The organism is Mesoflavibacter zeaxanthinifaciens DSM 18436 (assembly GCF_000422365.1).
GTDB lineage: Bacteria > Bacteroidota > Bacteroidia > Flavobacteriales > Flavobacteriaceae > Mesoflavibacter > Mesoflavibacter zeaxanthinifaciens.
On sequence record NZ_AULQ01000007.1, the window covers coordinates 85,822 to 110,931 of the forward strand.

22 protein-coding genes are annotated in these 25,110 nt (G+C 32.2%); 8 read left to right on the top strand and 14 right to left on the bottom strand.

What is annotated here, in order from left to right; translation table 11 throughout:
* Positions 1–5: 5 nt before the first annotated feature.
* From H574_RS0107820 to H574_RS0107870, 11 genes are all read right to left on the bottom strand, one after another.
* On the bottom strand, positions 6–941 hold the full coding sequence (locus H574_RS0107820) for a glycosyltransferase family 2 protein (protein WP_027880047.1): 936 nt from the start codon (positions 939–941) through the stop codon (positions 6–8).
* Complete coding sequence (locus H574_RS14395; protein ID WP_051169853.1) at positions 938–1,852, bottom strand: glycosyltransferase; 915 nt, start codon at positions 1,850–1,852, stop codon at positions 938–940. Before H574_RS14395 ends, H574_RS0107820 begins: the two co-directional genes overlap by 4 nt.
* Positions 1,853–1,994: 142 nt before the next feature.
* Complete coding sequence (locus tag H574_RS0107830) at positions 1,995–2,918, bottom strand: GDP-L-fucose synthase family protein (RefSeq protein WP_027880048.1); 924 nt, start codon at positions 2,916–2,918, stop codon at positions 1,995–1,997.
* 1 nt (position 2,919) lies between these two features.
* A complete protein-coding gene (gene gmd / locus H574_RS0107835; RefSeq protein ID WP_027880049.1) occupies positions 2,920–4,035 on the bottom strand; it encodes a GDP-mannose 4,6-dehydratase in 1,116 nt (371 codons plus the stop codon).
* Between the two features lie 192 nt (positions 4,036–4,227).
* Complete coding sequence (locus H574_RS0107840) at positions 4,228–4,869, bottom strand: NeuD/PglB/VioB family sugar acetyltransferase (protein WP_027880050.1); 642 nt, start codon at positions 4,867–4,869, stop codon at positions 4,228–4,230.
* Positions 4,866–5,945: a DegT/DnrJ/EryC1/StrS family aminotransferase gene (locus tag H574_RS0107845; protein ID WP_027880051.1), complete on the bottom strand. Its 1,080-nt coding sequence runs from the start codon at positions 5,943–5,945 to the stop codon at positions 4,866–4,868. Before H574_RS0107845 ends, H574_RS0107840 begins: the two co-directional genes overlap by 4 nt.
* A 3-nt stretch (positions 5,946–5,948) precedes the next feature.
* Positions 5,949–6,596 (bottom strand): sulfotransferase, encoded by a 648-nt coding sequence (locus H574_RS14065; protein WP_051169854.1) that lies wholly within the window; start codon positions 6,594–6,596, stop codon positions 5,949–5,951.
* Positions 6,597–7,388: a sulfotransferase domain-containing protein gene (locus tag H574_RS0107855; protein WP_162138985.1), complete on the bottom strand. Its 792-nt coding sequence runs from the start codon at positions 7,386–7,388 to the stop codon at positions 6,597–6,599.
* A 43-nt stretch (positions 7,389–7,431) separates the two neighbouring features.
* Positions 7,432–8,664, bottom strand: coding sequence for an ABC transporter ATP-binding protein (locus H574_RS0107860; RefSeq protein ID WP_027880053.1), 1,233 nt, complete (start codon positions 8,662–8,664; stop codon positions 7,432–7,434).
* Positions 8,665–8,790: 126 nt separating this feature from the next.
* Positions 8,791–9,633, bottom strand: coding sequence for an ABC transporter permease (locus H574_RS0107865; protein ID WP_162138986.1), 843 nt, complete (start codon positions 9,631–9,633; stop codon positions 8,791–8,793).
* Positions 9,634–9,813: 180 nt separating this feature from the next.
* Entirely contained in the window at positions 9,814–10,023 is a 210-nt protein-coding gene (locus tag H574_RS0107870) for a hypothetical protein (protein ID WP_027880055.1), read from the bottom strand.
* A gap of 838 nt (positions 10,024–10,861) precedes the next feature.
* On the opposite strand from H574_RS0107870, the gene H574_RS0107880 reads away from it, so the two are divergent.
* Complete coding sequence (locus H574_RS0107880) at positions 10,862–11,611, top strand: hypothetical protein (protein WP_027880056.1); 750 nt, start codon at positions 10,862–10,864, stop codon at positions 11,609–11,611.
* Positions 11,612–12,073: 462 nt separating this feature from the next.
* Here the strand turns inward: H574_RS0107880 and H574_RS0107885 are convergent, their stop codons facing one another.
* Together H574_RS0107885 and H574_RS0107890 are read right to left on the bottom strand one after the other, a co-directional pair.
* Positions 12,074–14,524, bottom strand: coding sequence for an exopolysaccharide transport family protein (locus H574_RS0107885; protein ID WP_027880057.1), 2,451 nt, complete (start codon positions 14,522–14,524; stop codon positions 12,074–12,076).
* A 1-nt stretch (position 14,525) separates the two neighbouring features.
* Positions 14,526–15,326, bottom strand: coding sequence for a polysaccharide biosynthesis/export family protein (locus tag H574_RS0107890; RefSeq protein ID WP_027880058.1), 801 nt, complete (start codon positions 15,324–15,326; stop codon positions 14,526–14,528).
* A gap of 510 nt (positions 15,327–15,836) precedes the next feature.
* Here H574_RS0107890 and H574_RS0107895 point away from each other — a divergent pair.
* From H574_RS0107895 to H574_RS0107925, 7 genes are all read left to right on the top strand, one after another.
* Positions 15,837–17,699 carry an ABC-F family ATP-binding cassette domain-containing protein gene (locus tag H574_RS0107895; protein WP_027880059.1) on the top strand — a complete coding sequence of 621 codons (1,863 nt, stop codon included), beginning with the start codon at positions 15,837–15,839 and terminating at the stop codon, positions 17,697–17,699.
* 277 nt (positions 17,700–17,976) lie between these two features.
* Positions 17,977–18,750, top strand: a complete 774-nt coding sequence (locus H574_RS0107900; RefSeq protein ID WP_027880060.1) for an O-methyltransferase — start codon at positions 17,977–17,979, stop codon at positions 18,748–18,750.
* 130 nt (positions 18,751–18,880) lie between these two features.
* Positions 18,881–19,456, top strand: coding sequence for a cob(I)yrinic acid a,c-diamide adenosyltransferase (locus H574_RS0107905; RefSeq protein ID WP_027880061.1), 576 nt, complete (start codon positions 18,881–18,883; stop codon positions 19,454–19,456).
* A 159-nt stretch (positions 19,457–19,615) separates the two neighbouring features.
* Positions 19,616–19,837 carry a DUF2795 domain-containing protein gene (locus H574_RS0107910; protein ID WP_006989959.1) on the top strand — a complete coding sequence of 74 codons (222 nt, stop codon included), beginning with the start codon at positions 19,616–19,618 and terminating at the stop codon, positions 19,835–19,837.
* 222 nt (positions 19,838–20,059) lie between these two features.
* Positions 20,060–23,416: a preprotein translocase subunit SecA gene (gene secA, locus H574_RS0107915; protein ID WP_027880062.1), complete on the top strand. Its 3,357-nt coding sequence runs from the start codon at positions 20,060–20,062 to the stop codon at positions 23,414–23,416.
* Positions 23,417–23,506: 90 nt separating this feature from the next.
* Positions 23,507–23,932, top strand: coding sequence for a hypothetical protein (locus H574_RS0107920; RefSeq protein WP_027880063.1), 426 nt, complete (start codon positions 23,507–23,509; stop codon positions 23,930–23,932).
* A gap of 4 nt (positions 23,933–23,936) precedes the next feature.
* Positions 23,937–24,347 (top strand): hypothetical protein, encoded by a 411-nt coding sequence (locus tag H574_RS0107925; protein WP_027880064.1) that lies wholly within the window; start codon positions 23,937–23,939, stop codon positions 24,345–24,347.
* Here H574_RS0107925 and H574_RS0107930 read toward each other — a convergent pair.
* Positions 24,344–25,027: a peptidoglycan DD-metalloendopeptidase family protein gene (locus H574_RS0107930; RefSeq protein ID WP_051169855.1), complete on the bottom strand. Its 684-nt coding sequence runs from the start codon at positions 25,025–25,027 to the stop codon at positions 24,344–24,346. The two genes, H574_RS0107925 and H574_RS0107930, sit on opposite strands and share 4 nt — an antisense overlap.
* Positions 25,028–25,110 lie beyond the last annotated feature (83 nt).

Genomic DNA, 25,110 nt, shown 5'->3' on the forward strand with positions numbered 1-25,110 from the left:
GCCAATTAGATATAATTAGAGTTTTTTTTCTGATTTAACTCTTTACTATTAACTGATTTAGCATATACACTTTTTAAAATATCACCTAGTTTTTTATACCCTTTATAGTGTTTAATTTTTAATTTAAATAAAAACTTAAGGGACATCCGTTCTATCTTTTTTAACTCTTTAACAAACGCATTCTCAGCGTCTTCAAAATTTAAATCTGCATATTTTATCTTGTAAGCAAGCTCTTTTTCTTTAAAATATTTTTCTGAGAACAATAGATTATGGGTTTGTCTTACATGCTTTCTAATTTCTCTATCATGTTTTACAAAAGCATTAGTAGCCACACCTATTTTATAACCATGAAAAAGCACCCGTTGGCAGTAATTATTGTCTTCTCCATAATGAAAAAATAAAGGGTCGAAACCACCAATATTAAGCAGAGTCGTTTTTGGCAATAACCAAGCTGCAGCATTTACAAACGGTATATCATAAACAGGTTCTAGTTGTTTTTTTATAGCATCAAAATAAAAATATTCATGATGGTTATAGTCTACAAAAAACGAAAATGTTTTATCTAGTTTAGTTCCTTCTCCGTTTAAATGTATAGGACTTATTATACCATACTCTGGATGAGTTTTATAAACTTCTATTAAATTAGTAATTGTGTCTGGATATAAATAAGCATCTTGATTTAATAAAAACACATACTCTGCGCCCTGTTGTAACGCATGACTAATCCCTAAATTATTGGCTTGTCCAAATCCTAAGTTTTTATCTTGTGCTAAAAGAGTAATGCTTGGATAGTTTTTACTGATAAAATTAACTGTTTGATCTGTAGAGTTATTATCTACCACTACAACTTGATAAGTAGAAAAATCAATACTACCTAAACATTTATCTATCCATTGAATACCGTTATAAGTTACTACTACTATGTAAATCAATCTTTTCAAAAGTCTAATTTGTATGTAAATTCTTTAATTTTTCTAAAACTATATATAAGAGATCTAATTTTTTTCCGAAAACCTTTTGCTTCTTTAAATTTGCAAAATGAATAATTAAAAGAAGCTTTTGTGAAATCAAATAAATTAATTTTAAAAGAATATTCTAAAACTGTTTTTGAAATAAAACATTTCAATTTGTTTTGATTAAAATGTTTATTATATTTTTTTAAATAATTTACAATTTTATAATCCAACCTCATCTGTTTTGATGTAACCCTCCTAGAAATACCTCCATCATTTTTTCTGTAAACAGCAGTTACATCTTTGGTTAACTTAATTTTCCCAAAACAAGAAATTAATAAAAATAAAGTTCTATCCGCTGACAAAACATTAGTCGGAAAATCATTTTTAAAAAATTCTCTTTTAAAAAGAAAAGTTGCAGTATGAAAATGTCTTGCCTCTAATAGTTCATTAATAGAAAAAACCTTTTCAATAGGTTCTCTAAAAAGATGTTCTTTTTCTGTATTTTCATGAATGACCAAAGAATTTGAAGCAATAGCTGAAAAACTATTATTTTTTTCTAAAAAATCAATTTGTTTTTGTAGTTTTAATATATCCACCCAATAATCATCACCCTCACAAATTGCAATATATTTACCGTTACACTGCTTTAAAGCATAAACAAAGTTAGATGTAATACCTAAATTTTTAGTATGATTAAAATAGTTAACCTTAATATTTGTTTTTGTGTTATTTTTTAAAAACTCAGAAATTACTTGATGTGTTTGGTCTGTAGAGCAGTCGTTAGAAACGATTAATTCAATATCAAAATCACATTCTTGTTTAAATATACTTTGCAAAGCTTCTTCAATGTAGTCTTGATGATTGTAAGTAATCATACATACTGATACCATTGCCATAATTATTATATTATTTTTTTAATAAAAATTACCATCAATATTATATATAAAAATAAGCATAAATATAAGATAGCACACTCTTAGGTGTTTTGACTAGCCTTAAATTGATATTATAATTTATGATAATAGATAGCAACCATCTCTAGCTTAAAAATTTATCTTTATACACCGCTTGTATCCCATCTTCTAAATGGATGTGATGATGCCAGCCCAAGCTATGGATTAAAGACACATCCAATAGTTTGCGTGGCGTCCCGTCAGGTTTGTCGGTATTCCAAACAATGTCGCCTTTATAATTAACGATATCTTTAATTAATTCCGCCAATGTTTTAATAGATATATCTTCACCTGTTCCTATATTAACACTTACGTTGCCTTGATAGGTTTTCATCAAATGCAAGCTGGCTTTGGCTAAATCATCAACGTGTAAAAACTCGCGTTTTGGCGTACCTGTTCCCCAAACCTCAACCGAAGGCGCTTCTGCTAATTTAGCTTCATGAAATTTACGCAACAAAGCTGGTAATACATGCGAGTGTTTTAAATCGTAATTATCATTAGGCCCATATAAATTGGTAGGCATTACCGATATAAAATTACAGCCATACTGCCTATTATAACTTTCACATAGCTTTACTCCTGCTATTTTTGCAATAGCGTAAGGCTCGTTAGTAGGCTCTAAAGTATCGGTTAATAAATACGCTTCTTTAATAGGCTGTGGTGCAAACTTTGGATAAATACACGACGAAGCAAAAAACAATAACTTCTTTACATGATGCACATAACTTTGATGGATCACATTATTTTGTATCATCAAATTCTCATACAAAAACTGTCCGCGTAAGGTGTTATTAGATTCGATACCACCTACTTTGGCAGCTGCTAAAAACACGTACTCAGGTTGCTCAGCTTCAAAAAACTGTATGACCGCCGCTTGATTGGTCAAATCTAATTCTGACGAGCTTCGCAACACAAAATTAGTATAGCCTTTTGCTTTTAAGGCACGTAACACCGCAGAGCCTACCATACCATTATGTCCTGCAACATATATTTTTGCTCCTAACTCCATACTACTCTTCTCTTGCATTTAAGGTCTCATGTCCGCCTGCTTTTAAATACTGCTCTTTTTTAAACAGTTTTAAATCAGATTGCATCATATCATTCACTAAATCTTGTAAACTATGTTTTGGCTGCCAATTCAATTGCGCTTTACACTTACTAGCATCACCTATCAACAAATCAACCTCTGTTGGTCTATAGTAATCAGGATCTACCCTAACCACTACCGTGCCTGCTGGTAATTGATAATCTGGTTGGCTACAACTTACTACGGTACCAACTTCTTGATCACCTTCACCTTCAAATGCTAATATAATCCCCACATATCCAAACGCTAATTTTATAAAATCTCTTACCGTAGTGGTCACACCGGTGGCAATCACATAATCATCGGCTTGGTCTTGCTGTAACATCAACCACATCGCTTCTACATAGTCTTTGGCATGTCCCCAATCACGTTTTGCATCTAGGTTACCTATATACAAAACCTCTTGTAAGCCTAAGACTATTTTAGAGGTGGCTCTAGTAATCTTTCGCGTTACAAAGGTCTCACCGCGTAAAGGCGACTCGTGATTAAACAAAATCCCATTACATGCATACATATTATACGCTTCACGATAGTTTACTGTAATCCAATACCCATATAATTTAGCCACACCATAAGGGCTACGTGGGTAAAACGGCGTGGTTTCACTTTGCGGTACCGCTTGTACCAAACCGTATAACTCACTGGTAGAGGCTTGATAGATTTTTGTTTTTTCGGTCAACCCTAATAGGCGTACTGCCTCTAAAATACGTAAGGTCCCTAAACCATCAATATTAGCCGTATATTCTGGCGTATCAAAACTTACTTTTACATGAGACATCGCACCCAGATTATAAATCTCATCAGGTTGCACCTCTTGGATAACGCGGGTAATATTCATGCTATCACTTAAATCGCCATAATGTAATTTAAAACGTACATGGGCTTCATGTGGGTCTTGGTATAAATGGTCTACACGATCGGTATTTAATAAAGAGGCACGACGCTTAATACCATGCACCATATAGCCTTTATCTAATAATAACTCAGCTAAATACGCACCATCTTGTCCTGTAATTCCTGTGATTAAGGCTGTTTTCATTTTTTTTGACAAGTGTTCTTAAGTATTTCTCATATTCGTTTATGATAAAAAACAAATCTAAAATATCTTTTATAAATTTTTCTTATAAAACCTTATTAGATTATAATATTTTAATAAAATACTTATCTATCTTTCACAAACAAATATCTTCAATTTAGTAAGTAAACATACATAATGATACCTTTAACTTAACTAATATTGTTTTATTATTTTGCCGGGCACACCAACTACCGTACAGTTATCAGGGATATCTTTAGTCACGACTGTGCCTGCACCGATTATTACATAATTTCCTATTGTTACATCAGGCAATATAATACAACCAGCTCCTAAACTTGTATGATGTCCTATTTTAGTTCTTCCCAAAATTTTTGCACCAGGTGACACTTCCACAAAATTACCTACTTCACAATCATGAGTTATTATTGAATTATAATAGATTAAACAACCTATACCTATACTTACTGAATTAGATATAATTGCACCTGACAGTACTGTGGTGCCCAAACCTATTTTAACATCAAAACTACCTACATCACAATGCTTTGAAAACACATTTACTGGATGACATCCTAAGTTTACAAATTGTTGATATAATGTATCCCGATGCTTTGGTTGCCCTAATCCTAAAACAAATTGCTTATCGTTAGAGCTATTTAAATAAGTTTCAACTTGTTTAAAAGATTTTAATATAACAAACCTGTTAAAAAGTTTTTCTGTTAAACCTTCACTAACATTATCAAAAAAGACAATTTGATGATCTGCTAAACCCATGTCTACTGAGATAATCTGAAGCAGTTCTTTTGCAAATCCTTTTGCTCCAACAATTATCATAATATTTGGTCCATTATAAGTTGTACAATACGTTTTAAATCTGTCTTTGACAAACCTACATATAAAGGTAAACATAAAATACGTGAGGCAACAGATTGTGACACTTTCATATCTTTTGATGTCACATAAGGTAATGTATTTAGTGATGGGTAAAAATACCGTCTTGCATTAATTTGGTTGTTTTTTAATGCTTGTTCGACCTTTAATAAAATAGTTTCGTTTTTAAACATTACAGGAAAGTAACTATAATTCCAATGTATATCTGCTCTAAGTTTTAGAAGTTGGATTTGATAATTATTAATAAAAGCTTCTAAATAATAATCGACCACCTTTTTACGTGCATCTAAAATGGTTTTCATGTAAGGTAAAACCGCTAATCCCATTGCACCTTGTAATTCACTAATTTTAGCATTAATACCTAAACCATGAAAATCTAATGGTCCATCATGTCCAAAATTATGATGATAAAACAATGCATTAAGCAAGTCTTCATCGTTACAAAACAATGCACCACCTTCACCAGTATGAAATAACTTTGTAGAGTGAAAACTACAGGTACTAACATCGCCATAATTAAAAACAGATTGTCCTTTATACGTCACACCAAAGCAATGCGCCGCATCATAAATTACTTTTAAATTATGTTTTTTTGCAATTAACTCAATAGCATCAATAGCGCAAGGATTACCAAATACATGTGTCGCTAATATAGCTGATGTATTGGGTGTTATAGCGGCTTCAATTTTAGTTTCGTCTATAGTTAAATACTCCGGATGTATATCTACAAAAACAGGTGTACATCCTTCCCAAACAATACTACTGGTAGTAGCCACATAACTAAAAGGCGTGGTTATAATTTCACCTTTAAGATTTAAAGCTTTAATAGCGATTTGTAATGGTAGTGTACCATTAGTCATAGCTATAATATGAGAAACTCCTAAATAAGATTTAAGTTGCGTTTCTAACTCTTTAACCAAAACACCTCGGTTAGTCATCCAACCTGTATCCCAAGCACGTTTTAAAATAGTTTGATACTCTTCTAATGGCGGTAAAAATGTTTTGGTAACGTTTATCATTGATTAAATACTATTAGTTTTATTTTCCCAAGGAAATCCTTTATATATTGGTTTTTTATTTAAAAAATCAGCTAATCGTAAATAGTCTTTATCATTAGAAACATTAATAACCAACAATTTATCAGGACGACTCCTGAAATATTCAATTACAGAATACATATGATTGTTATAATAATTTAATAAAACCTTTTTATTGTATGGATCTTCTTTTGGTGTATTAAACATAAATTGATTAATCTCAAAAGCATATCCTTTATAACGGTAATTAGCTTCTTTTAAGTCTTGACTTGTTGGTATATCTTTACCTTTTGCCCATAATTTAGCATGAAATTTAGTTATGGATTCATACCATTGTTCTGGATTATCTCTTAGAGTTAAAATAAATTTTGCTTTGGTAAAGTACTGGTCTAAAAACGCATAGGTAAATGGTAATGAAAAAGGTATATCCTGAAAAGCATCTGCTGTATGACAATAATTAATTATTTCATTAAAATCTCTATTATACCATTTTTTTGCTAGTAATTCAGCTTTTGGTTGGTCTCCTAGAGAGTAGCCATAATCTTTCAACACCTTTTCAATAGTTGTTGTACCTGTTTTATTTAAACCTATACAAAATATTTTAGTTTTATTTTTAGTTTTAAAAAGTTTCATTTAACTCGTCCAACTCATTTTTTTATTAATTAAATGCTCTAAACCTTTGTTTTTTATAGAATAATGTTTTTTTAATAAGCTTTTAGATATTTCATCTATTGTTTCAGAATATTCTCGTTTATGTTTTTCGCTTAAATCCAATTGATTTAAATCAATTGGATTTAAATCTAAGAAATTAAACACTTCATTTAACACTTTATTTCTATTATTTAATAATTCTGAAGTATCAATAAATAAGAATTGGTTTTTATTAAAATATTTAAAATAATTTTCAATTTGCTCTTTATAGTAACCTCTTCTTACTATGGAAGGCTCAATAATATCCTTTTGCTCTTGTTCGCTTAGATTGATTTCAAAATTAATCCAATCATAAAAACTAGGGAATTCATTTTTAACAAAATATGTACTAAGCTTTTCTTTTGGACATTGCTTTTCATTTTCTATAAAAAAAGTTTTCAATGAAGGCTGTTCTATCATTTGCTTATACATATTCCATGCACTGTAGGCTCTTTTAATAGGATCTCGAAGTACAATAATAAATTTTAATTTAGAATTGTAATCCTTTATTTTTTTTGCTGTTTCTGGATAATATAAATATCTTGGTGTTGACTCAAAAGAAGTTTTTAAAGAAAATTTTTTATAAGGAAAGTTTAAGTGATAATCTTTAATATTTTTTGTTTTACAAGAATCAAAGAAATGTAGTTCTTTTTTTTGGGGTGATATAATTTTTGGATGTTGTGCTATATAATCATGTAATGCTGTTGTTCCAGATTTTTGGGCTCCTAAAATCATAAAACTAGGTTTAACTTTTCCTAAAATTGTCATAATTATTATCCTATTTCTTTATGTTATTAGAAAAATTTGATTGTAGTAAAAAAGGTTGCCAAACATCTACATTATGATAAACCTGAAAAGCTAAAATATTATTGATTCTATATAATGGCGTCCCTTTTATACTTTCAACAGATAAGTTAACAGAGTATACTCCTTTTGAAAGCTGTGTTTTTTCATGTAAAACAGTAAAATTGATTATAGAATCTTCAATCTTTAAATTATCCTCTTTTTCGTTTGGCTCTAATAATGCTACAGGTCTTAATTCTTTATCAAAAATAGTAATTTTAAAAATTGGAATTTCTTTTAGTCCAAGAGACTTAATTTTAAAAGCTAAAATTAAATCCTCTTTCCAATATATGTCCGAAATTTCTTTTTGTTCAATTAAGTTATTAATAATCTTAACTTCAATAATTGATAATTGTCCAGAATCAAAAATTACATTAGAATTATTATTAGAAAATCTTGTATAATATAAGTCTATAGCGCTACTTATATCTGAACCATTAAATTTTGATATCCCTTTATCCATTAACATAATCTGTGTGCATATACGAGACACCATGGGCATATTATGACTTACAAAAATTATAGCCGTGTTAGGTAAAATACGATCTATTGTTTTAAAACACTTTAACACAAAACCTAAATCCCCAACTGCCAACACTTCATCAATAATCAATACATCGGGTTCCATTTGGGCAGCTACTGCAAAACCTAAACGTACTTTCATCCCACTACTATAATGCTGTACGGGCATATCGATAAACTCTTCTAGCTCTGCAAAGTCAATAATTTCTTCCAGCTTTTGGTCTATCCCTTGTCGCGTAAAGCCTAATATAGCCCCATTATTATAAATATTTTCGCGTCCTGACAGTATAGGGTTAAAACCTGCTCCTAGTTCTATCAATGCTCCTACTCTGCCTTTAATAGTTACTTTACCCGCATCTGGATTAATTAAACCATTTAGTATTTTTAGTAAAGTAGATTTACCTGCACCGTTATGACCTATTAAGCCCAAACACTCACCACGTCGTAACTCAAAATTAATATCCTTAACCGCCCAAAACTCTTTAGGTCGTAATTCACGCTCGTTGGTGCTACCACCAATGCCAGTCATTAAATCTTTAACACCATACCATAAGCTAGTCTTTAAGTCTTTACAAAACTTTTTGCTTAAGCCTTCTACCTTTACTAAAACCTCATTATCGGTGTGTATGTTTTGTTCTGGGTTCATCAACCTTTTTTCTTTTATTTTTTTTAAGTTTCCTTAGTCATTTCGAGTGTCACACTGAGCGTAGTCGAATTGCAGCGAGAAATCACACAAGCAACTAACTACTAACTACTTATTACTCATTACTCACTACGCACTCAATCGCTCCACAATAATCGGTATTGACAACCTATAAATCGCTAACCCAATTAACAATAGCGGGACACAACAAGCAATCACAATTAAAAATTGGTAACCATAGTTAGACACTGTTCCTACCACAAAATCTCTTGTAGTTAATATAATAGGTGTTAAAGGATTATAGGTCATTAATGTTTTTAACAAGCCATCTTCTTTTGGTAAAGCATAGACCACAGGTGTGGCATACATTAAAAACTGCAAACCAAACGAAATAATTTTATTAATATCAGAGTATAATAAACCTATAGGGGTAATAAACAAGCCAATAGTAGTACCGACTATAACAGCGCCTATTACTGCAACAGGTACTAACAATAAAGTCCAACTTAAACCAACACCATAAAACAACACAAAAACAAGTAACAATAGTAGTTTAATAAACGTATTAAACAACAATTTATAGATACCAGAAACAATTAAGGCCTCTTTAGGAAAATTTATTTTAGTTAAAATACCCCTAGCACTATTAGTACTCTGCATAGGCGATTTAATAGACTCTGTAACAATAGACCAAATCAACGTACCAGAAAAAGCAAACAACGGATAAGGCATACCGGTATCAGTTAGTCTAACTGTACCACTGTTATTAAGTACAATCCAAACCAACGCAGTCGCTAAAGGGGTAAAAAACGCCCAAAATAGACCTAAATAAGACTGACGGTATTGGGCTTTAATATCGCGTTCTGCCAATTGTCTTGACAAAAAACGAGAGGCATAAATATCTTTTAAACTCGCAGAAAACAGTTTAAAAAGACTTAGGGTATTGTTTTTTTGATAAACTTTGGTTTCCAAAGGATACTCTATTTTTTATTAATTGTAAGCCAACCAACAACTAAAGTAGTTTAACCTTACAAACACAAATAAACGATTTTTTTGGTGTTTTAACGCAAAAAAACAACCTTTTATAGAAGAAAATCATAAAATAAAAAAGGGCGACTTTAAAAAGTCACCCTTTTTTAAAATGTAAAACATTTAAGCAGATTGATCCTTAATACCATTAACCGTATTAAAAACCTCTTCATAAGACAAATCCATATAGTCACAAAATAAACGTATACTAATAGGTTGATGCTTCTTTTTACCATATGCATCTCTAATAACTTTAATTAACTTCTGTGCTGAAGATTGACTCTTCCCCATTAAGAACATGACATCGTTTGTTGTTATTATAATTCTATTCATGATTATTGACACTATAGCATAGACTATAGAGAGTAACTGGTGATTAGGCAGTCCTCGCTTTTTTTTTGATTTTGTGTCTTAAAAGGAATTATAAAATTCAGCATTTTTTTCAAGCATATACAAAAAAAGTGATTTGCTTTTTCCACACAATTATCAACAATTACTCGCCCATTATCATTATTAGCCTAAACAAACATTCAAAACAGTATTATAATTCAACATGACATGTCATTGCGAGCAAAGCGAGAAATCACACAATTAACTCATCAACAAATCCACAAACCAACACAACATATCATTGCGAGAACAAAGGACGAAGCAATCCAACAATCCACAGACCGTCACTTCGAGTGATTTACGAAGCATGAGTAAATTGTATCGAGAAGCATCCCCAAGTCATATCGAAAAAGGCACAACTGAGAAATCATATATGAGTTAGCAATCTCACACAAAAACAATCAAGCAATCAAACCACAACCACCAACCAACCTCATACCAAAGCCCACTCAAAGCGCACCCAAAGGTATACCAATGTTAAAAAACCAGTAACCATAAAAAGAAGCCCAAAACATCAAAAAACGTAAAAAACGTACAAAAACAGCATTTTTAACAACGTTCAACAAAAAACAACCAGAACAGTAAAAAACAAAATGCAAGTTTCAATCCCACAGTACATTGCCATCTCAAAGCCAAAATAGAACGATGTAGGAGCTCATACATTTTACTATCAAAGCTTATTAATAATAACGTACCCAATGTAAAAAGGTACATAACATATTTAATATGTATAATTTTAATAACGTGCTAAATGAAAATAAGCACACAAAACAATTAGAAAATGGCAAAACTATCTAGCCTATTAAAAATTGAAGGAACCTTAGATGGAATGACCTTCTACAAAGGAAAAGACGGATATTTAGTCCGCACAAAAGGAGGAATCTCTAAAAGCAGAATCCAAAACGATCCCGCGTTTATTAGAACCCGAGAAAACGGAACCGAATTTGGTCACGTAGCTAAAAGTGGAAAAATATTAAGGCAAGCCTTAACACCTTTATTAGCAGATGTCAAAGACGGTAGATTAGTCAGTCGATTAACAAAAACACTATCTTTAGTTAAAAATGCAGATACAACATCCACTAGAGGAAACAGAAATGTTGGTATAGGCATAGCAACTCCTGAAGGGCAAAATGCAATTAAAGCATTCGACTTCAATCAAAATGCACAACTAGATAGCATTCTGTTAACAGACCTAACACTTGACACTGCTACAGGTGGCGTTTTAATTAGTAACCTTAACCCGTTACAACAAATTAATGCACCGTCTGGAGCCACACATGTAAGTTTTACTGCTGCAGTACTAAACCTTGATTTCCAAACAGGAGAAAAAGAATTAGTCATGAGTACCGAGATTAACAATCCATTAAATAGCACAATAGTAGATATTAATCCAATACCTGCAAGTGTACCAACAGGCACAGGACAAACCTATTTCTTATTAAAACTAGCCTTTTATCAAGAAATCAATAGTATGCAATATGCCTTAAACAATGGAGCATACAACGTCATGCAAATCTTAGAGATTCAGTAGTACAACAACTACACAGACAAAAAAAGAGGAAGCAATACTTCCTCTTTTTTTTTAATTAAAATACTAACCGTCATTGCAAGTACGATGGATAAAGCAATCTCTCACAACAACAATCAAGCAATCCAACAATCCCTTTGTCATTTCGAAGAAGGCACGACTGATAAATCACACAAGCAACTCATCAACAAATCCACAAACCAACACAACATGTCATTGCGAGAACGCAGTACGAAGCAATCCAACAATCTTCAGATCGTCACTTCGAGTGATTTATAAAGCATGAGTAAATCGTATCGAGTATCGAGAAGCATCCCTAAGTCATTTCGAAGAAGGCACGACTGAGAAATCACACAAGCAACTCAACAACAAATAAACACAAAACATCATTCAAAACGAAGCAAAGAATCTAAAATTCGAAGCATCGAGTAATCTAGCAATCTAACAATCGAATAATCTAAAAATCTACTTTCTAAAAATCCTTTTCACCCTATCCAGCAAAGACGCTTTTTTAGGTCCATTATCATGATACCCATTACCATAAGCACCATAACCGTAACCATAGCCGTATCCATAACCGTAACCGTATGTACCTTTTTGATTAAAGTAATTGTATAAGAAACTAATATTCTTCACCTCTCCTTTTTGATGTTTATCTTTAATCAGTTGTAACATATCTTTTTTAGTGTAATCCTGACGCACAACATATAAGGTAGCATCAGCGTATTCAATAAGTTCTAGCGCATCAGCAACTAACCCAACAGGAGGCGTATCTAATATAATGTAGTCATACTTAGATTTAAGCTCTTCAATAAGCGCATCCATTTTTTCACCAATCAATAACTCCGAAGGATTAGGAGGTATAGGTCCAGAGGTAATAACATCCAAATCTTCCATCATAGTCTTTTGGGTAACTTCCTCTAAAGACATCTGACCAATCAAGTAATTAACCGCACCAATGTTATTATCAATGTCAAAATCTCCAAATATTTTAGGCTTACGCAAATCTAAACCTACCAACACAGTTTTCTTACCACTAAGCGCAAATACAGAAGCTATATTAATAGAACAAAAGGTTTTACCTTCTCCGCTAATAGAAGAAGTAAGCATCACTGTTTTTGTACCTTCTACATCATGCTTTTTATACATAAACTGTAAGCTAGAACGTACAGCTCTAAATGCTTCAGCTATAGCAGATTTTGGTTTATTAAGTACAGCTAAATTATTTTCACTTTCATTTTTACCAACTACTCCTAGTAATGGGATTTTAGTTAAGTCCTTTAAATCGTTTGGACTATGCAACTTATGATCAAAAAACGTCACTAAAAAGGCAATGATTAGTATAGGGATTAAAGCGCCTAAAACAGCAAAAACATATCGTATATTTAAGTTTCTAGTCACTCTACCCTGACCCGTATCTTTAGCTGGCTCAAGCAAATTAATATCAGATACGTTAGAAGCTTTAACCAATTCTGCCTCACCGCGTTTTGCCAAGTATAAATTGTAAGTATTTTGGCTTAACAGGTACTCGCGCTCTATGGCTTGTAGTTGTTGCTGACTTTCTGGTAAAGTAGAAAACTCGCGCTCTACATTATAAATCTTATTATTTATAGATTGAATTTGATACCTGATATTAGTTTTTGCTGAAGAAATACTTTCAAACATCACTTTTTTTAAGCCATCAATTTGACGGTTTAAATCATCAAAAATGGACACATTATCTCGTACAGAATATTCTAATTTAGATTTTTCTGATGAAATTTGTATCATTTGAGAAATTAACCCTTGTATATTCCCATCACTAATACCTTCAATAACTGGCGCAGGAAAACTAGTAAAATCATCACTAGTTTCTAAATAGTTTTTCAGCAAGTCGTAAGACATTAGCTGCTTTTCGTAACTTTCCTTTTGCGTCTCATAATTAGTAATTTTACTAGATAGTTCACCCGTTTCGTTTTCTAGATTATATAGCTTATTATCACGTTTAAACTCATTTAAAGAGTCTGCCTTTTTTGTCAAATCCCCTTTTACCCTAGACAACTGTTTATCAATAAAATTAATAGTATTAACCGCATACTGATTTTTCTTTTCTAGCTGATCACGATCTAATATGTATATAGAGGTGTTTAAATAATCAACTATTTTAGCCTTATTTTTATTGGTTAACCTAATACTAAGCAAAGGTGAACGCTCTTCATTAACGACAACATAAGATCTTAAAAAGCCAGAAACTGCACTATTAAAACTAGTATATTGTATAAAATAAGTTTTACCTACAGGTATACTAAAATCTTCACGTAATTCAATACTTCCCTTTAAAAAAGGCAAATTAATATACTCGCCTATTTGATAGCGTTTTTTTAATGTTGGTTGAGTTACTGGCAAACGTTTCACTTCTTTACTCACAAAATTCTGAGTTGCAATAGTTTCTGCTTCACCAAAATCATAAGATAAATCAAAAGAAGTAGCATCAACAAACTCTACCTTAATAGGATGTCCTAAAACCTGATATGCGCTATCTAACCCAACAAATTTAAAAGGAACACTGCCGTACATATCGGTTTTATAAAAACGTCCCTGAGTCAAATAACTTAAATATAAATCTAAACTATCTACGACCTTTTCATGATGTTCTCTAGATTTTAAATTAAGAAGCACTTCTTGTACTTTACCAGAAATACCACCATAATTAAAAATTAAACTTGTATTAGAAGTAAATAACGGATTTTTATCATCTTGCACCGTAATTTTAGCGTCTAATGTATAAGGAAACTCTTCTCTTATATTTTGTTGATATACAATATAGACTCCAACAATTAAAGCCAACAAAAACCACTTCCAATAACTTAAAGCTCTAAAAACAAAAGCTTTAAAATCAAACATTTGCACATCTTGCTCTTGGACTTGATTTTCCATATTATAAATTTCTTGCTAAAAAGTAAGTACTAACTAATACCGAAAAGATACTTGCTACCGTAGTTATAGTTTGTGTTGCGGTTTGACCTGCTCCTAAAGCCTTTCGTTTTAAAGGTTTAACCATAATAATATCATTAGGCTGTATATAATAAAACTCAGATTCCATCGCAGCTATATCGGTCAAATCTATATGATGTATTTTTTGTCCATCAGGATACTGCCTAACAATTAGTACATCTTTACGATCTCCTGTTTGTGTAATATCACCTGCATTAGCAACCGCTTCAAGTATATTAACGCGTTCTCTATATAATACTTGTGTCCCTTTATTACCAATTTCACCAAGCGTGGTATATCTTAAACCTGCTAGTTTTACGGTCACAAAGATTTGCGCTGTTTCTTTAAAATACTTCTCTAGCAACAAATCCTTTACCTTATCTTCTATTTCTTCTACAGTGTATCCTAACACGTTAATCTCTCCTAATATTGGAAATTCGATATTACCATGTAAATCCACAGTAAAACCATTAAAGTAAAGACCTTGTTCAGACTGTCCAATATTACCTCCAGCATTAGTATTAGTTGGGTTAAAAATCTTTACCAATTCTTCATCTAAAGCTTTTACGTTAATACTTAAAATATCATCTATCTGCACACGGTACGGTTGTGCTAACGCTTTAATCTGTAACGAGTCATTTGCTATTGTCCCTTTGTTTTGTAAGTAAACAACGTCTTTGTTTGTGATACAAGAAGAACTAAAAAGAACTAAAACAAGCAGTAAACAAGCAATAAGTGGCTTCATATAGAGGCATTTGATAAGTGACAAATATAGTTTTTCAACCTGAAAAATAAAACTTTTACCGAACATTTCAACCGCTTAACTGTTTTACTAAAATTATAGATTAGCAATTGTAAATTAATTATTGGTAAACATCTCAAACAATCCAATAATCCAACAATCTATAAACCCAACAATCAAAATATAGTCACTTCAAGTCATAAATAAAAATAAGCAAATCGTATCGAGAAGCATCTCCAAGTCATTTCGAAGAAGGCACGACACAAGCAACTCAGCAACAAATCCACAAACCAACAAAACTTGTCATTCCGAAATGAGGCACGACTGAGAAATCTCACACGAGCAATGAGTAAAAATCTCAAATAGTCTAACAATCCAACAATCGAGCTATCGTCACTTCGAGTGATGCCGAAGCATGAGGCTATTGTATCGAGAAGCAACAAAAAACCAAATCCACAAACTTTCGCCTTTCAACTTAAAACTAATATTCCCATCTTTGCAAAAAAGAACACTTTGAATTACTTAACTGTAGAAAATATTTCTAAATCCTATGGAGAGCGTACATTGTTTAAAGCCCTCTCTTTTAGTGTACACAAGGATCAAAAAATTGCATTTGTAGCAAAAAATGGTACCGGAAAAACTTCCATTCTTAATATTCTAGCTGGTTTTGACGCTCCAGATACTGGTCAAATTATCTACCGTAAAGACATAAAAGTAGCATTTTTACCGCAAGAACCTAATCTAGATCCTAATTTAACTATAGAGCAAACTATATTTAATGCAGATAACCCTATATTAGACATTATTGCTAATTACGAAAAAGCTTTACAAAATCCAGAAGACACAGAAGCTTACCAAACAGCGTTTGAGCAAATGGAAAGGCATCAAGCTTGGGATTTTGAAACTCAATACAAGCAAATTCTTTTCTTGTTAAAACTAGACAGCTTAGACCAAAAAGTAAATAACTTATCTGGTGGACAAAAAAAACGTCTAAGCTTAGCAAACGCATTAATCAATAAACCAGATTTATTAATCCTGGATGAGCCTACCAACCATCTTGATTTAGAAATGATTGAGTGGTTAGAAGGCTTCTTTGCTAAAGAAAACATCACCTTGTTTATGGTAACGCACGACCGTTATTTTTTAGAACGTGTCTGCAACGAAATAATAGAATTAGATCACGGAGAGCTTTACACCTATAAAGGCAACTATTCTTATTACTTAGAGAAAAAAGAAGAACGTATTTTAAGAGAACAAACCGAAGTTAATAAAGCAAAACAACTCTATAAAAAAGAGCTAGGTTGGATGCGTAGACAACCCAAAGCACGTACCACCAAATCTAAATCTAGAATAGACGACTTTGCCGAAATAAAACACAAAGCACACCAACGCCGTAAAGATCATGTTGTCGAGTTAGAGATAAACATGGAGCGCTTAGGTAGTAAGATTGTAGAGTTAGTAAAACTTTCAAAATCTTTTAAAGACAAAATCATTTTAGACCAATTTAGCTACAACTTTCAAAAAGGTGAACGTGTTGGAATTATTGGTAAAAATGGAACAGGTAAATCCACATTTTTAAACATCCTTACGCAAACCGCACAACCCGATAGCGGTAAGATTATTATTGGAGAAACAGTTAAATTTGGATACTACACTCAAGCAGGAATTAATCCAAAAGAAGGACAAAAAGTAATTGATGTTGTTAGAGAATTTGGAGATTATATTCCACTAAAAAAAGGACGTCAAATTAGTGCGCAACAATTATTAGAACGTTTCTTATTTGACCGTAAAAAACAATATGATTTTGTCGAAAAACTTAGTGGTGGCGAGCGTAAACGTCTATACTTATGTACCGTTTTAATTCAAAACCCTAACTTTTTAATCTTAGACGAGCCGACTAACGATTTAGATATTGTTACACTTAATGTTTTAGAAGACTTTCTATTAGATTTTCCTGGTTGTTTAATTGTGGTCTCTCACGACCGCTATTTTATGGATAAAATTGTAGACCATCTGTTAGTCTTTAAAGGTGAAGGTGAAATTGAAGATTTCCCTGGTAATTATACAGATTACCGCATTTATGAAGACAGTAAACCACCAGAAATAGCTTCTGAAGATAAAAAGGAAAAGAAAACTTGGAAAAAAGACAGCAATAGTAATCTGTCTTATAATGAACAAAAAGAATATAAAAACTTAGAAAGTAAGATTAAATCCCTAGAGTTTGATAAAAAAGAATTAGAACAACAATTCTTAAATCCTGACTTAACACAAGACCAAATCACAGAACTCTCTAACAAAATGCAAACGATTATAGATAGTATAGAAGAAAAAGAATTACGTTGGTTGGAACTTGCAGAAAAAATGGAAAATGAGTAAAACTAGTGATTAATAACTGATAACTGATGATTAATAAATGATGACTATAAAAAATCCTTTAGTCATTTCGAGCACAGCGAGAAATCACACAAAAAGCATAAAACTAGATGTACTCAGACCAAGGAAGAGTTAGAAATTAGTAAATATCTAATAATCCAAAAATCTAATAGTCCAGTAATCTAAAAAATCGTCACTTCGAGTGATGCCGAAGCATGAGGCATTGTATCGAGAAGCTAAAGAATAAACTACTATATTTATCACGTCCAAATTACTCCTAATGAGAAAACTAATCATAGCCTATATAAAATTCTTATTACGCTCTAAAAATCAACATGGTGTCCACTCTCCTTTTGTTTATGATTTAGTGACAAAATGCTTTTATGACAATACAAAATACTCCACCTACAATCAACTAAAAACTTACCGAAAAGACTTGCTTCAAAATAAAACAACTATAGAAGTCACAGATTTAGGTGCTGGCTCTCAAGTAGATAAATCCAACATAAGAAAAGTATCAGATATTACTAAAAATGCTGGCACAACAGTTAAAAGAGCAAAACTATTTTTCAGATTATCTCGTTATTTTAAATTCAACCAAGTTTTAGAATTAGGTACATCTATGGGTATTGCTACACATGCCATGAGTTTAGGTAACCCAAAAACACAAATTACTACTATTGAAGGTTGTCCAAATATTTCAAAATTTACTAAAGACAATTTCAATAAATTAGGCTTAAATAACATTACTTCATTAACAGGAGATTTTAAAGCGGTTATTCCAACATTAACATCAAACACATATGATTTAATCTATTTTGACGGCAACCACCAAAAAGAAGCAACTATAGAGTATTTCAATATGTTATTACCTACAATTAATAACAATACCATTTTTATTTTTGATGACATTTATTGGTCAAAAGGAATGACAGAAGCTTGGGAAACAATAAAAAAACATCCGCAAGTTACAGTTACTATAGACACATTTTTTTGGGGATTTGTAAGCTTCAGAAAAGAACAAGCCAAAGAACATTTTACTATTAGAATTTAGTGTGAATAGTGAATAATGTGTAGAAGTAGCTAATAATCGAAAAATCGTGCAATCGTGCAATCGAGCAATCTAAACATCTAATCTCCTAAAAAACTTTCACTTTAAACTTTAAACTCCTAAATTTGATACTATGAAAATATATACAAAAACAGGAGACAAAGGTACAACCGCTTTATTTGGTGGTACACGCGTACCTAAACATCATATACGTATTGATAGCTACGGAACTGTCGACGAACTAAACAGCTATATTGGTTTAATAAGAGACCAAGACATAAATCAAAAATACAAAGACACCTTAATAAATATACAGGACAAACTATTTACTGTTGGCGCTATATTAGCAACAGATCCAGAAAAAGCCACTTTAAAAAATGGTAAAGAGCGCTTAAACATCCCTAAAATAAATGAAGCTGACATAAATTTTTTAGAAAAAGAAATGGATAGCATGGATGCACAATTACCACAAATGACGCATTTTGTATTGCCTGGTGGACACCAAACCGTGTCATTCTGTCACATTGCACGTACAGTTTGCAGACGTGCAGAACGCTTAGCATCAGCACTTAACGATTTAGAACCATTTCAACCAGAAACACTAACCTATCTAAACCGCCTATCTGACTATCTTTTTGTATTGGCACGAAAGTTGTCACAAGACTTACAAGCAGATGAGGTAAAGTGGATTCCTAAAAAAACAGAATAAATTTACCTTTAAAGCATTTATTAATACTGCAAAAGACCTAAAAGTCAAGTAGTTTAAATAAAAACAAACGTTCCTATTTATACTGAAAAAATAATTCACTTTTTTCTTGACTATTTGAACTAAAAATTTATTTTTGCAAAAAATTAAAACGATAAAAGAATGTATTGGACATTAGAATTAGCATCTTATTTAAGTGATGCACCTTGGCCAGCAACCAAAGACGAACTTATCGACTACGCAATCCGTACAGGTGCGCCTTTAGAAGTTGTTGAAAACTTACAATCTATTGAAGACGAAGGAGATTCTTACGATTCTATCGAAGAAATTTGGCCAGATTATCCAACTGACGAAGATTACCTCTGGAATGAGGACGAATACTAAAAATAAATCAAGCATAAAAAGTCTCAACATAGAGGCTTTTTTTGTGCTTAAAATTTAGCTTTACACAGCTAAAAACGTATATTTAAGCCCTTTTTTAAAAAGGCATAGTTCTGTATGCCCTAATTAGCACAGAACTAACATACTAAAAACCAAAAGCTAATGAAATCTTTGGCTCAGCACACTGCTGCTTCATTGTGATTTCAAATTAACACATATTAAATTATGAATTTTTTAAATTCAATACTAAAAGTATTTGTTGGTGATAAGTCTAAACAAGACGTAAAAGCCATCATGCCTATAGTTGAAAAAATCAAATCTTTTGAAAGTGCTTTAGAAGCCTTATCGCATGATCAACTTAGAGCAAAAACTGCAGAGTTTAAAGCAAAAATTGCCGAAGCACGTCAACCATTCTATTCTCAAATCGAAACATTAGAACAAGAAGCAGAAGCATCTGATGACATAGACAGAAGAGAAGATATCTATCAAGAAATTGATAAAATTAAAGACGATGCTTACGCCGCTACAGAAAATGTACTTAACAACATCCTTCCAGAAGCTTTTGCTGTTGTTAAAGAAACAGCAAAACGTTTTAAAGATAATACTTCAATTACCGTTGAAGCTAACGAATTTGACCGTTTAATTTCTGGAGAACATAACTACGTTACTCTAGAAGGAGATAAAGCAACTTGGGCAAATTCTTGGGATGCTGCAGGTAAAGAAGTAACATGGGATATGGTACATTACGATGTACAGTTAATTGGTGGTGTTGCAATGCACCAAGGTAAAATTGCCGAAATGCAAACTGGTGAAGGTAAAACGCTTGTAGCAACCTTACCTGTATACCTTAACGCTATTGCTGGCAAAGGTGTACACTTAGTAACAGTAAACGACTACTTAGCTAAACGTGATAGCGCTTGGATGGCTCCTATTTTCCAATTCCATGGATTAAGTGTAGACTGTATAGATTATCACCAACCAAATAGCGACGCACGTCGTAAAGCTTATAATGCAGATATTACTTATGGTACCAATAACGAGTTTGGTTTTGATTACTTACGTGATAATATGGCGCATGCACCTGGCGATTTAGTACAACGTCCACACCACTTCGCTATTGTAGATGAGGTAGATTCGGTTTTAATTGACGATGCACGTACACCATTAATCATTTCTGGTCCAGTACCAAAAGGTGACGAACACGAGTTTACATTATTAAAACCAAAAGTAGAAGATATTGTTAGCGTACAACGTAAATATTTAACTACGGTTTTAGCCAATGCTAAAAAACTTATCGCAGACGGAGACACTAAAGAAGGAGGTTTTCAATTACTACGCGTGTACCGTGGTATGCCAAAAAATAAAGCGTTAATTAAGTTTTTAAGTGAAGAAGGTGTAAAACAATTACTTCAAAAAACAGAAAACTACTTCATGCAAGATAATAACCGTGAGATGCCAAGAGTAGACGCGGAATTATACTATGTTATTGAAGAAAAAAATAATCAAATAGAATTAACAGACAAAGGTGTAGATTATCTTTCAGGTAAAGACAATCCAGACTTTTTTGTCATGCCCGAAATTGGTGTAGAAATTGCTAAAATAGAAAATCAAAATCTATCTAGCGAAGAAGAAGCTAATCTAAAAGAAGACTTATTCCGTGACTTTGCTGTTAAATCAGAACGTATCCACACCTTAAACCAGTTGTTAAAAGCTTACGCATTGTTTGAAAAAGACATTCAATACGTAGTCATGGACAACAAAGTAATGATTGTAGACGAGCAAACAGGTCGTATTATGGATGGTCGTCGTTATTCAGATGGTTTACACCAAGCAATCGAAGCTAAAGAAAATGTAAAGATTGAAGACGCTACGCAAACCTTTGCAACTATTACTTTACAAAACTACTTCCGTATGTATCGCAAACTAGCTGGTATGACAGGTACTGCGGTAACAGAAGCTGGAGAATTCTGGGAAATCTACAAATTAGATGTAGTTGAAATACCAACTAACAGACCCATTGCAAGAGATGACCGTGAAGATTTAGTGTATAAAACAAAACGCGAAAAATATAACGCTGTTATTGATGAGGTTACTAAGTTATCTCAAGCAGGTCGACCAGTACTTATTGGTACAACTAGTGTAGAGATTTCTGAGTTATTAGGTAAAATGCTATCCATAAGAAAAGTACCTCATAATGTACTTAACGCAAAACTTCATAAAAAAGAGGCAGATATTGTAGCTGAGGCTGGTAAACCAGGACAAGTAACCATTGCAACAAACATGGCTGGTCGTGGTACAGATATTAAATTAAGTGACGAAGTTAAAGCTGCTGGTGGATTAGCCATCATTGGTACAGAACGTCATGACTCGCGTCGTGTAGACCGACAGTTACGTGGTCGTGCCGGTAGACAAGGAGATCCAGGAAGCTCGCAATTCTATGTATCTTTAGAAGATAATTTAATGCGTTTATTTGGTAGTGAGCGTATTGCCAAGATGATGGATAGAATGGGATTACAAGAAGGTGAAGTGATTCAGCATTCTATGATTTCAAAATCTATTGAGCGTGCACAGAAAAAAGTGGAGGAAAACCAATTTGGTGTTCGTAAACGTCTTCTTGAATATGATGATGTAATGAACTCGCAACGTGAAGTAGTTTACAAACGTCGTTACCACGCATTATTTGGAGAGCGTTTACGTGTAGACTTAGCTAACATGATTTATGATACTTCTGAGTTAATTGCAGAGACCAATAAAGATGCTAACGATTTTAAAAACTTCGAGTTTGAACTAATCCGTTTCTTCTCTATGTCGTCACCAATTAGTGAAGCTGAGTTTAACAAAATGTCTGCTTTAGAGATTGCACAAAACATCTATAAAACAGCTTTTGATCACTATAAAAATAAAATGGAACGCAACGCCGAAATTGCATTCCCTGTTATAGAAAACGTATACGAAAATCAACGTGATCGCTACAAGCGTATTGTTGTTCCTTTTACGGATGGCACTAAAACGTTACAAGTTGTAACTGACTTAGAGAAAGCTTACGAAAGTAAAGGAAAACAGTTAATCACTGACTTTGAAAAGAACATTACATTAGCCATTATTGATGATGCATGGAAGACTCATTTACGTAAAATGGACGAGTTAAAACAATCGGTTCAATTAGCTGTTCACGAACAAAAAGATCCATTATTAATTTACAAGTTTGAAGCTTTTGAATTGTTTAAAAGCATGATCTCTCAAGTTAATAAAGATGTAATTTCATTCTTATTTAAAGGTGAATTACCAACAGAAACAACTAATGCTATTAGTGAAGCAAAACAAGTACGTCAAAAAGAGAATCTAAAAACTGAAAAGGAAGAAATTCCTAATTTAGACGAACGTGCTGCCCAAAATAGAGTTGCTGGTAACACACAACAACAACCACAAGTTGTTGAAACTATTGTTAGAGAGCAACCAAAAATTGGTCGAAATGACAGAGTGACTATAAAAAATGTAATGAGTGGCGAAAACAAAACCCTAAAATACAAACAAGCAGAACCATTAATTGCTAAAGGCGAATGGGTTTTGGTAAATGAATAAATAATATATATTAAATCATATTAAAAATCCCAAAGTGTAATGCTTTGGGATTTTTTTGTATTTTTATTTAACTAACTAAAATCTTTAATTATGCTAAGAAAAATATTAGCCACAATTGCTGGTATTATAGCAGCTAGCCTATCTATTTATCTTATTGAAACCTTAGGTCATACTTTGTTCCCTTATCCTGAAGGCGCTAAACCTTTGGATATGGAATGGATTAAAAACAATATAGATCTTATTCCTCGTGGCTCGATGATATCTGTTATCATTGCACATGGTATTGGGATAGCTATTGGTATGTTTATAGCAGGACTTATTGCTAAAACATCTATAATTCCTGCATATATTGTCGCTGGCTTTATGGTTGTAGCTACAATTGCTAATTGGTTTATGATTCCTTCTCCAACTTGGTTTTATATTGCAGATGGTATTAGTGTAATAGCTGGGTTTTTATTTGGCAAACCTTTAGCAAGACGTCACATTTATGGAAAAATAGAAACAATTAGATCATAAAAATATGGAGCAACAATTAAAGGTTTTTAAAATCATTCATCTAACTTTAATTGCAGGATTAATTTTGGCGTATTACTTTTTAGGTGATTTAGGAAATTTAACAGAGCTAACTTTCCCAACAGTTAACAGTAAAAATTACATTTATTTATTTATCCCAATAGCTGCATTTATAGTTAGCAATCTATTATTTAAACATTTTGTTTCTAAAATAGATGACAACCTTTCTGTACAACAAAAATTAGTTAGTTATCAAACTGCATCAATTATAAGATGGGTAATTTTAGAAGGCGCAGCTTTTTTAATTTTATTAATCTATCCAGAATTTCTTCTTTTTGGAATATTATTAATTGTTTATTTGGCTCTACTTATTCCTACAGAAGCAAGAATAAAAAGAGACTTAAATCAATTTGATTAAACCAATCCTAGTATTGGTTTTGGATCTATTGTATTTTGTTTATAAAACTCTAATTCTTTAACACTACAAACACCAGGATAATCTCCTTCTTTACCTTGTAAATCTTTTATAATTTGAAAGTGTAGATGCGGCGCATAATCTCCATTTACCTTTCCATCTCCTAATTGTGCAATAATATCTCCTTGTTTTACACTTTGACCAACTTTAATATTTTTAATTGAAGCACGCGATAAATGACCATAAAGTGTATAAAACTTATCATTTCCTAAGCTGTGCTCTAAAATTATGGTTGGTCCGTAGTCTCCAAAATTAGTATTATCATTAAAGCTATGGATTACTCCATTAAAAGCAGCAAGTATATCTGTTCCTGCAGGACACCATAAATCTAAACCCAAATGAATATTACGTTGCGCTTCTTCGGTTTGAGAAGAAAAGTAATCACTACGGTCATAAAGATTTCTATGCTCTAAATAACCACCATATGCTACTTTTTTATTAGCTTTTTTGAGATAATTATTAATATAAATCTCCCATGCTTTAGAAGAAGACACATCAAATAACTTTAAATCTTCATTCTGTTTTGACAAATCTATTGCAACATAATCATTAATTGAAATTGAATGATCAACAACAAAAATTTCTTCTTGATTTGAAGCATCTAAAATCTTATTTAAATCCATTACGCTATTCTTATTTTAGAGAATAAAGATAACATCTAAATTAATTTTTCGTTATACTTATATTCAATAAATTTGCTATACTT

Coding starts and splice junctions, on each gene's coding strand:
- H574_RS14395 (WP_051169853.1), bottom strand. CDS start 1,852: ATGGCAATGGTATCAGTATGTATGATTACTTACAATCATCAAGACTAC.
- H574_RS0107830 (WP_027880048.1), bottom strand. CDS start 2,918: ATGGAGTTAGGAGCAAAAATATATGTTGCAGGACATAATGGTATGGTA.
- gmd (WP_027880049.1), bottom strand. CDS start 4,035: ATGAAAACAGCCTTAATCACAGGAATTACAGGACAAGATGGTGCGTAT.
- H574_RS0107840 (WP_027880050.1), bottom strand. CDS start 4,869: ATGATAATTGTTGGAGCAAAAGGATTTGCAAAAGAACTGCTTCAGATT.
- H574_RS0107845 (WP_027880051.1), bottom strand. CDS start 5,945: ATGATAAACGTTACCAAAACATTTTTACCGCCATTAGAAGAGTATCAA.
- H574_RS14065 (WP_051169854.1), bottom strand. CDS start 6,596: ATGAAACTTTTTAAAACTAAAAATAAAACTAAAATATTTTGTATAGGT.
- H574_RS0107855 (WP_162138985.1), bottom strand. CDS start 7,388: ATGATTTTAGGAGCCCAAAAATCTGGAACAACAGCATTACATGATTAT.
- H574_RS0107860 (WP_027880053.1), bottom strand. CDS start 8,664: ATGAACCCAGAACAAAACATACACACCGATAATGAGGTTTTAGTAAAG.
- H574_RS0107870 (WP_027880055.1), bottom strand. CDS start 10,023: ATGAATAGAATTATAATAACAACAAACGATGTCATGTTCTTAATGGGG.
- H574_RS0107880 (WP_027880056.1), top strand. CDS start 10,862: ATGGCAAAACTATCTAGCCTATTAAAAATTGAAGGAACCTTAGATGGA.
- H574_RS0107885 (WP_027880057.1), bottom strand. CDS start 14,524: ATGGAAAATCAAGTCCAAGAGCAAGATGTGCAAATGTTTGATTTTAAA.
- H574_RS0107890 (WP_027880058.1), bottom strand. CDS start 15,326: ATGAAGCCACTTATTGCTTGTTTACTGCTTGTTTTAGTTCTTTTTAGT.
- H574_RS0107900 (WP_027880060.1), top strand. CDS start 17,977: ATGAGAAAACTAATCATAGCCTATATAAAATTCTTATTACGCTCTAAA.
- H574_RS0107905 (WP_027880061.1), top strand. CDS start 18,881: ATGAAAATATATACAAAAACAGGAGACAAAGGTACAACCGCTTTATTT.
- H574_RS0107910 (WP_006989959.1), top strand. CDS start 19,616: ATGTATTGGACATTAGAATTAGCATCTTATTTAAGTGATGCACCTTGG.
- secA (WP_027880062.1), top strand. CDS start 20,060: ATGAATTTTTTAAATTCAATACTAAAAGTATTTGTTGGTGATAAGTCT.
- H574_RS0107920 (WP_027880063.1), top strand. CDS start 23,507: ATGCTAAGAAAAATATTAGCCACAATTGCTGGTATTATAGCAGCTAGC.
- H574_RS0107925 (WP_027880064.1), top strand. CDS start 23,937: ATGGAGCAACAATTAAAGGTTTTTAAAATCATTCATCTAACTTTAATT.
- H574_RS0107930 (WP_051169855.1), bottom strand. CDS start 25,027: ATGGATTTAAATAAGATTTTAGATGCTTCAAATCAAGAAGAAATTTTT.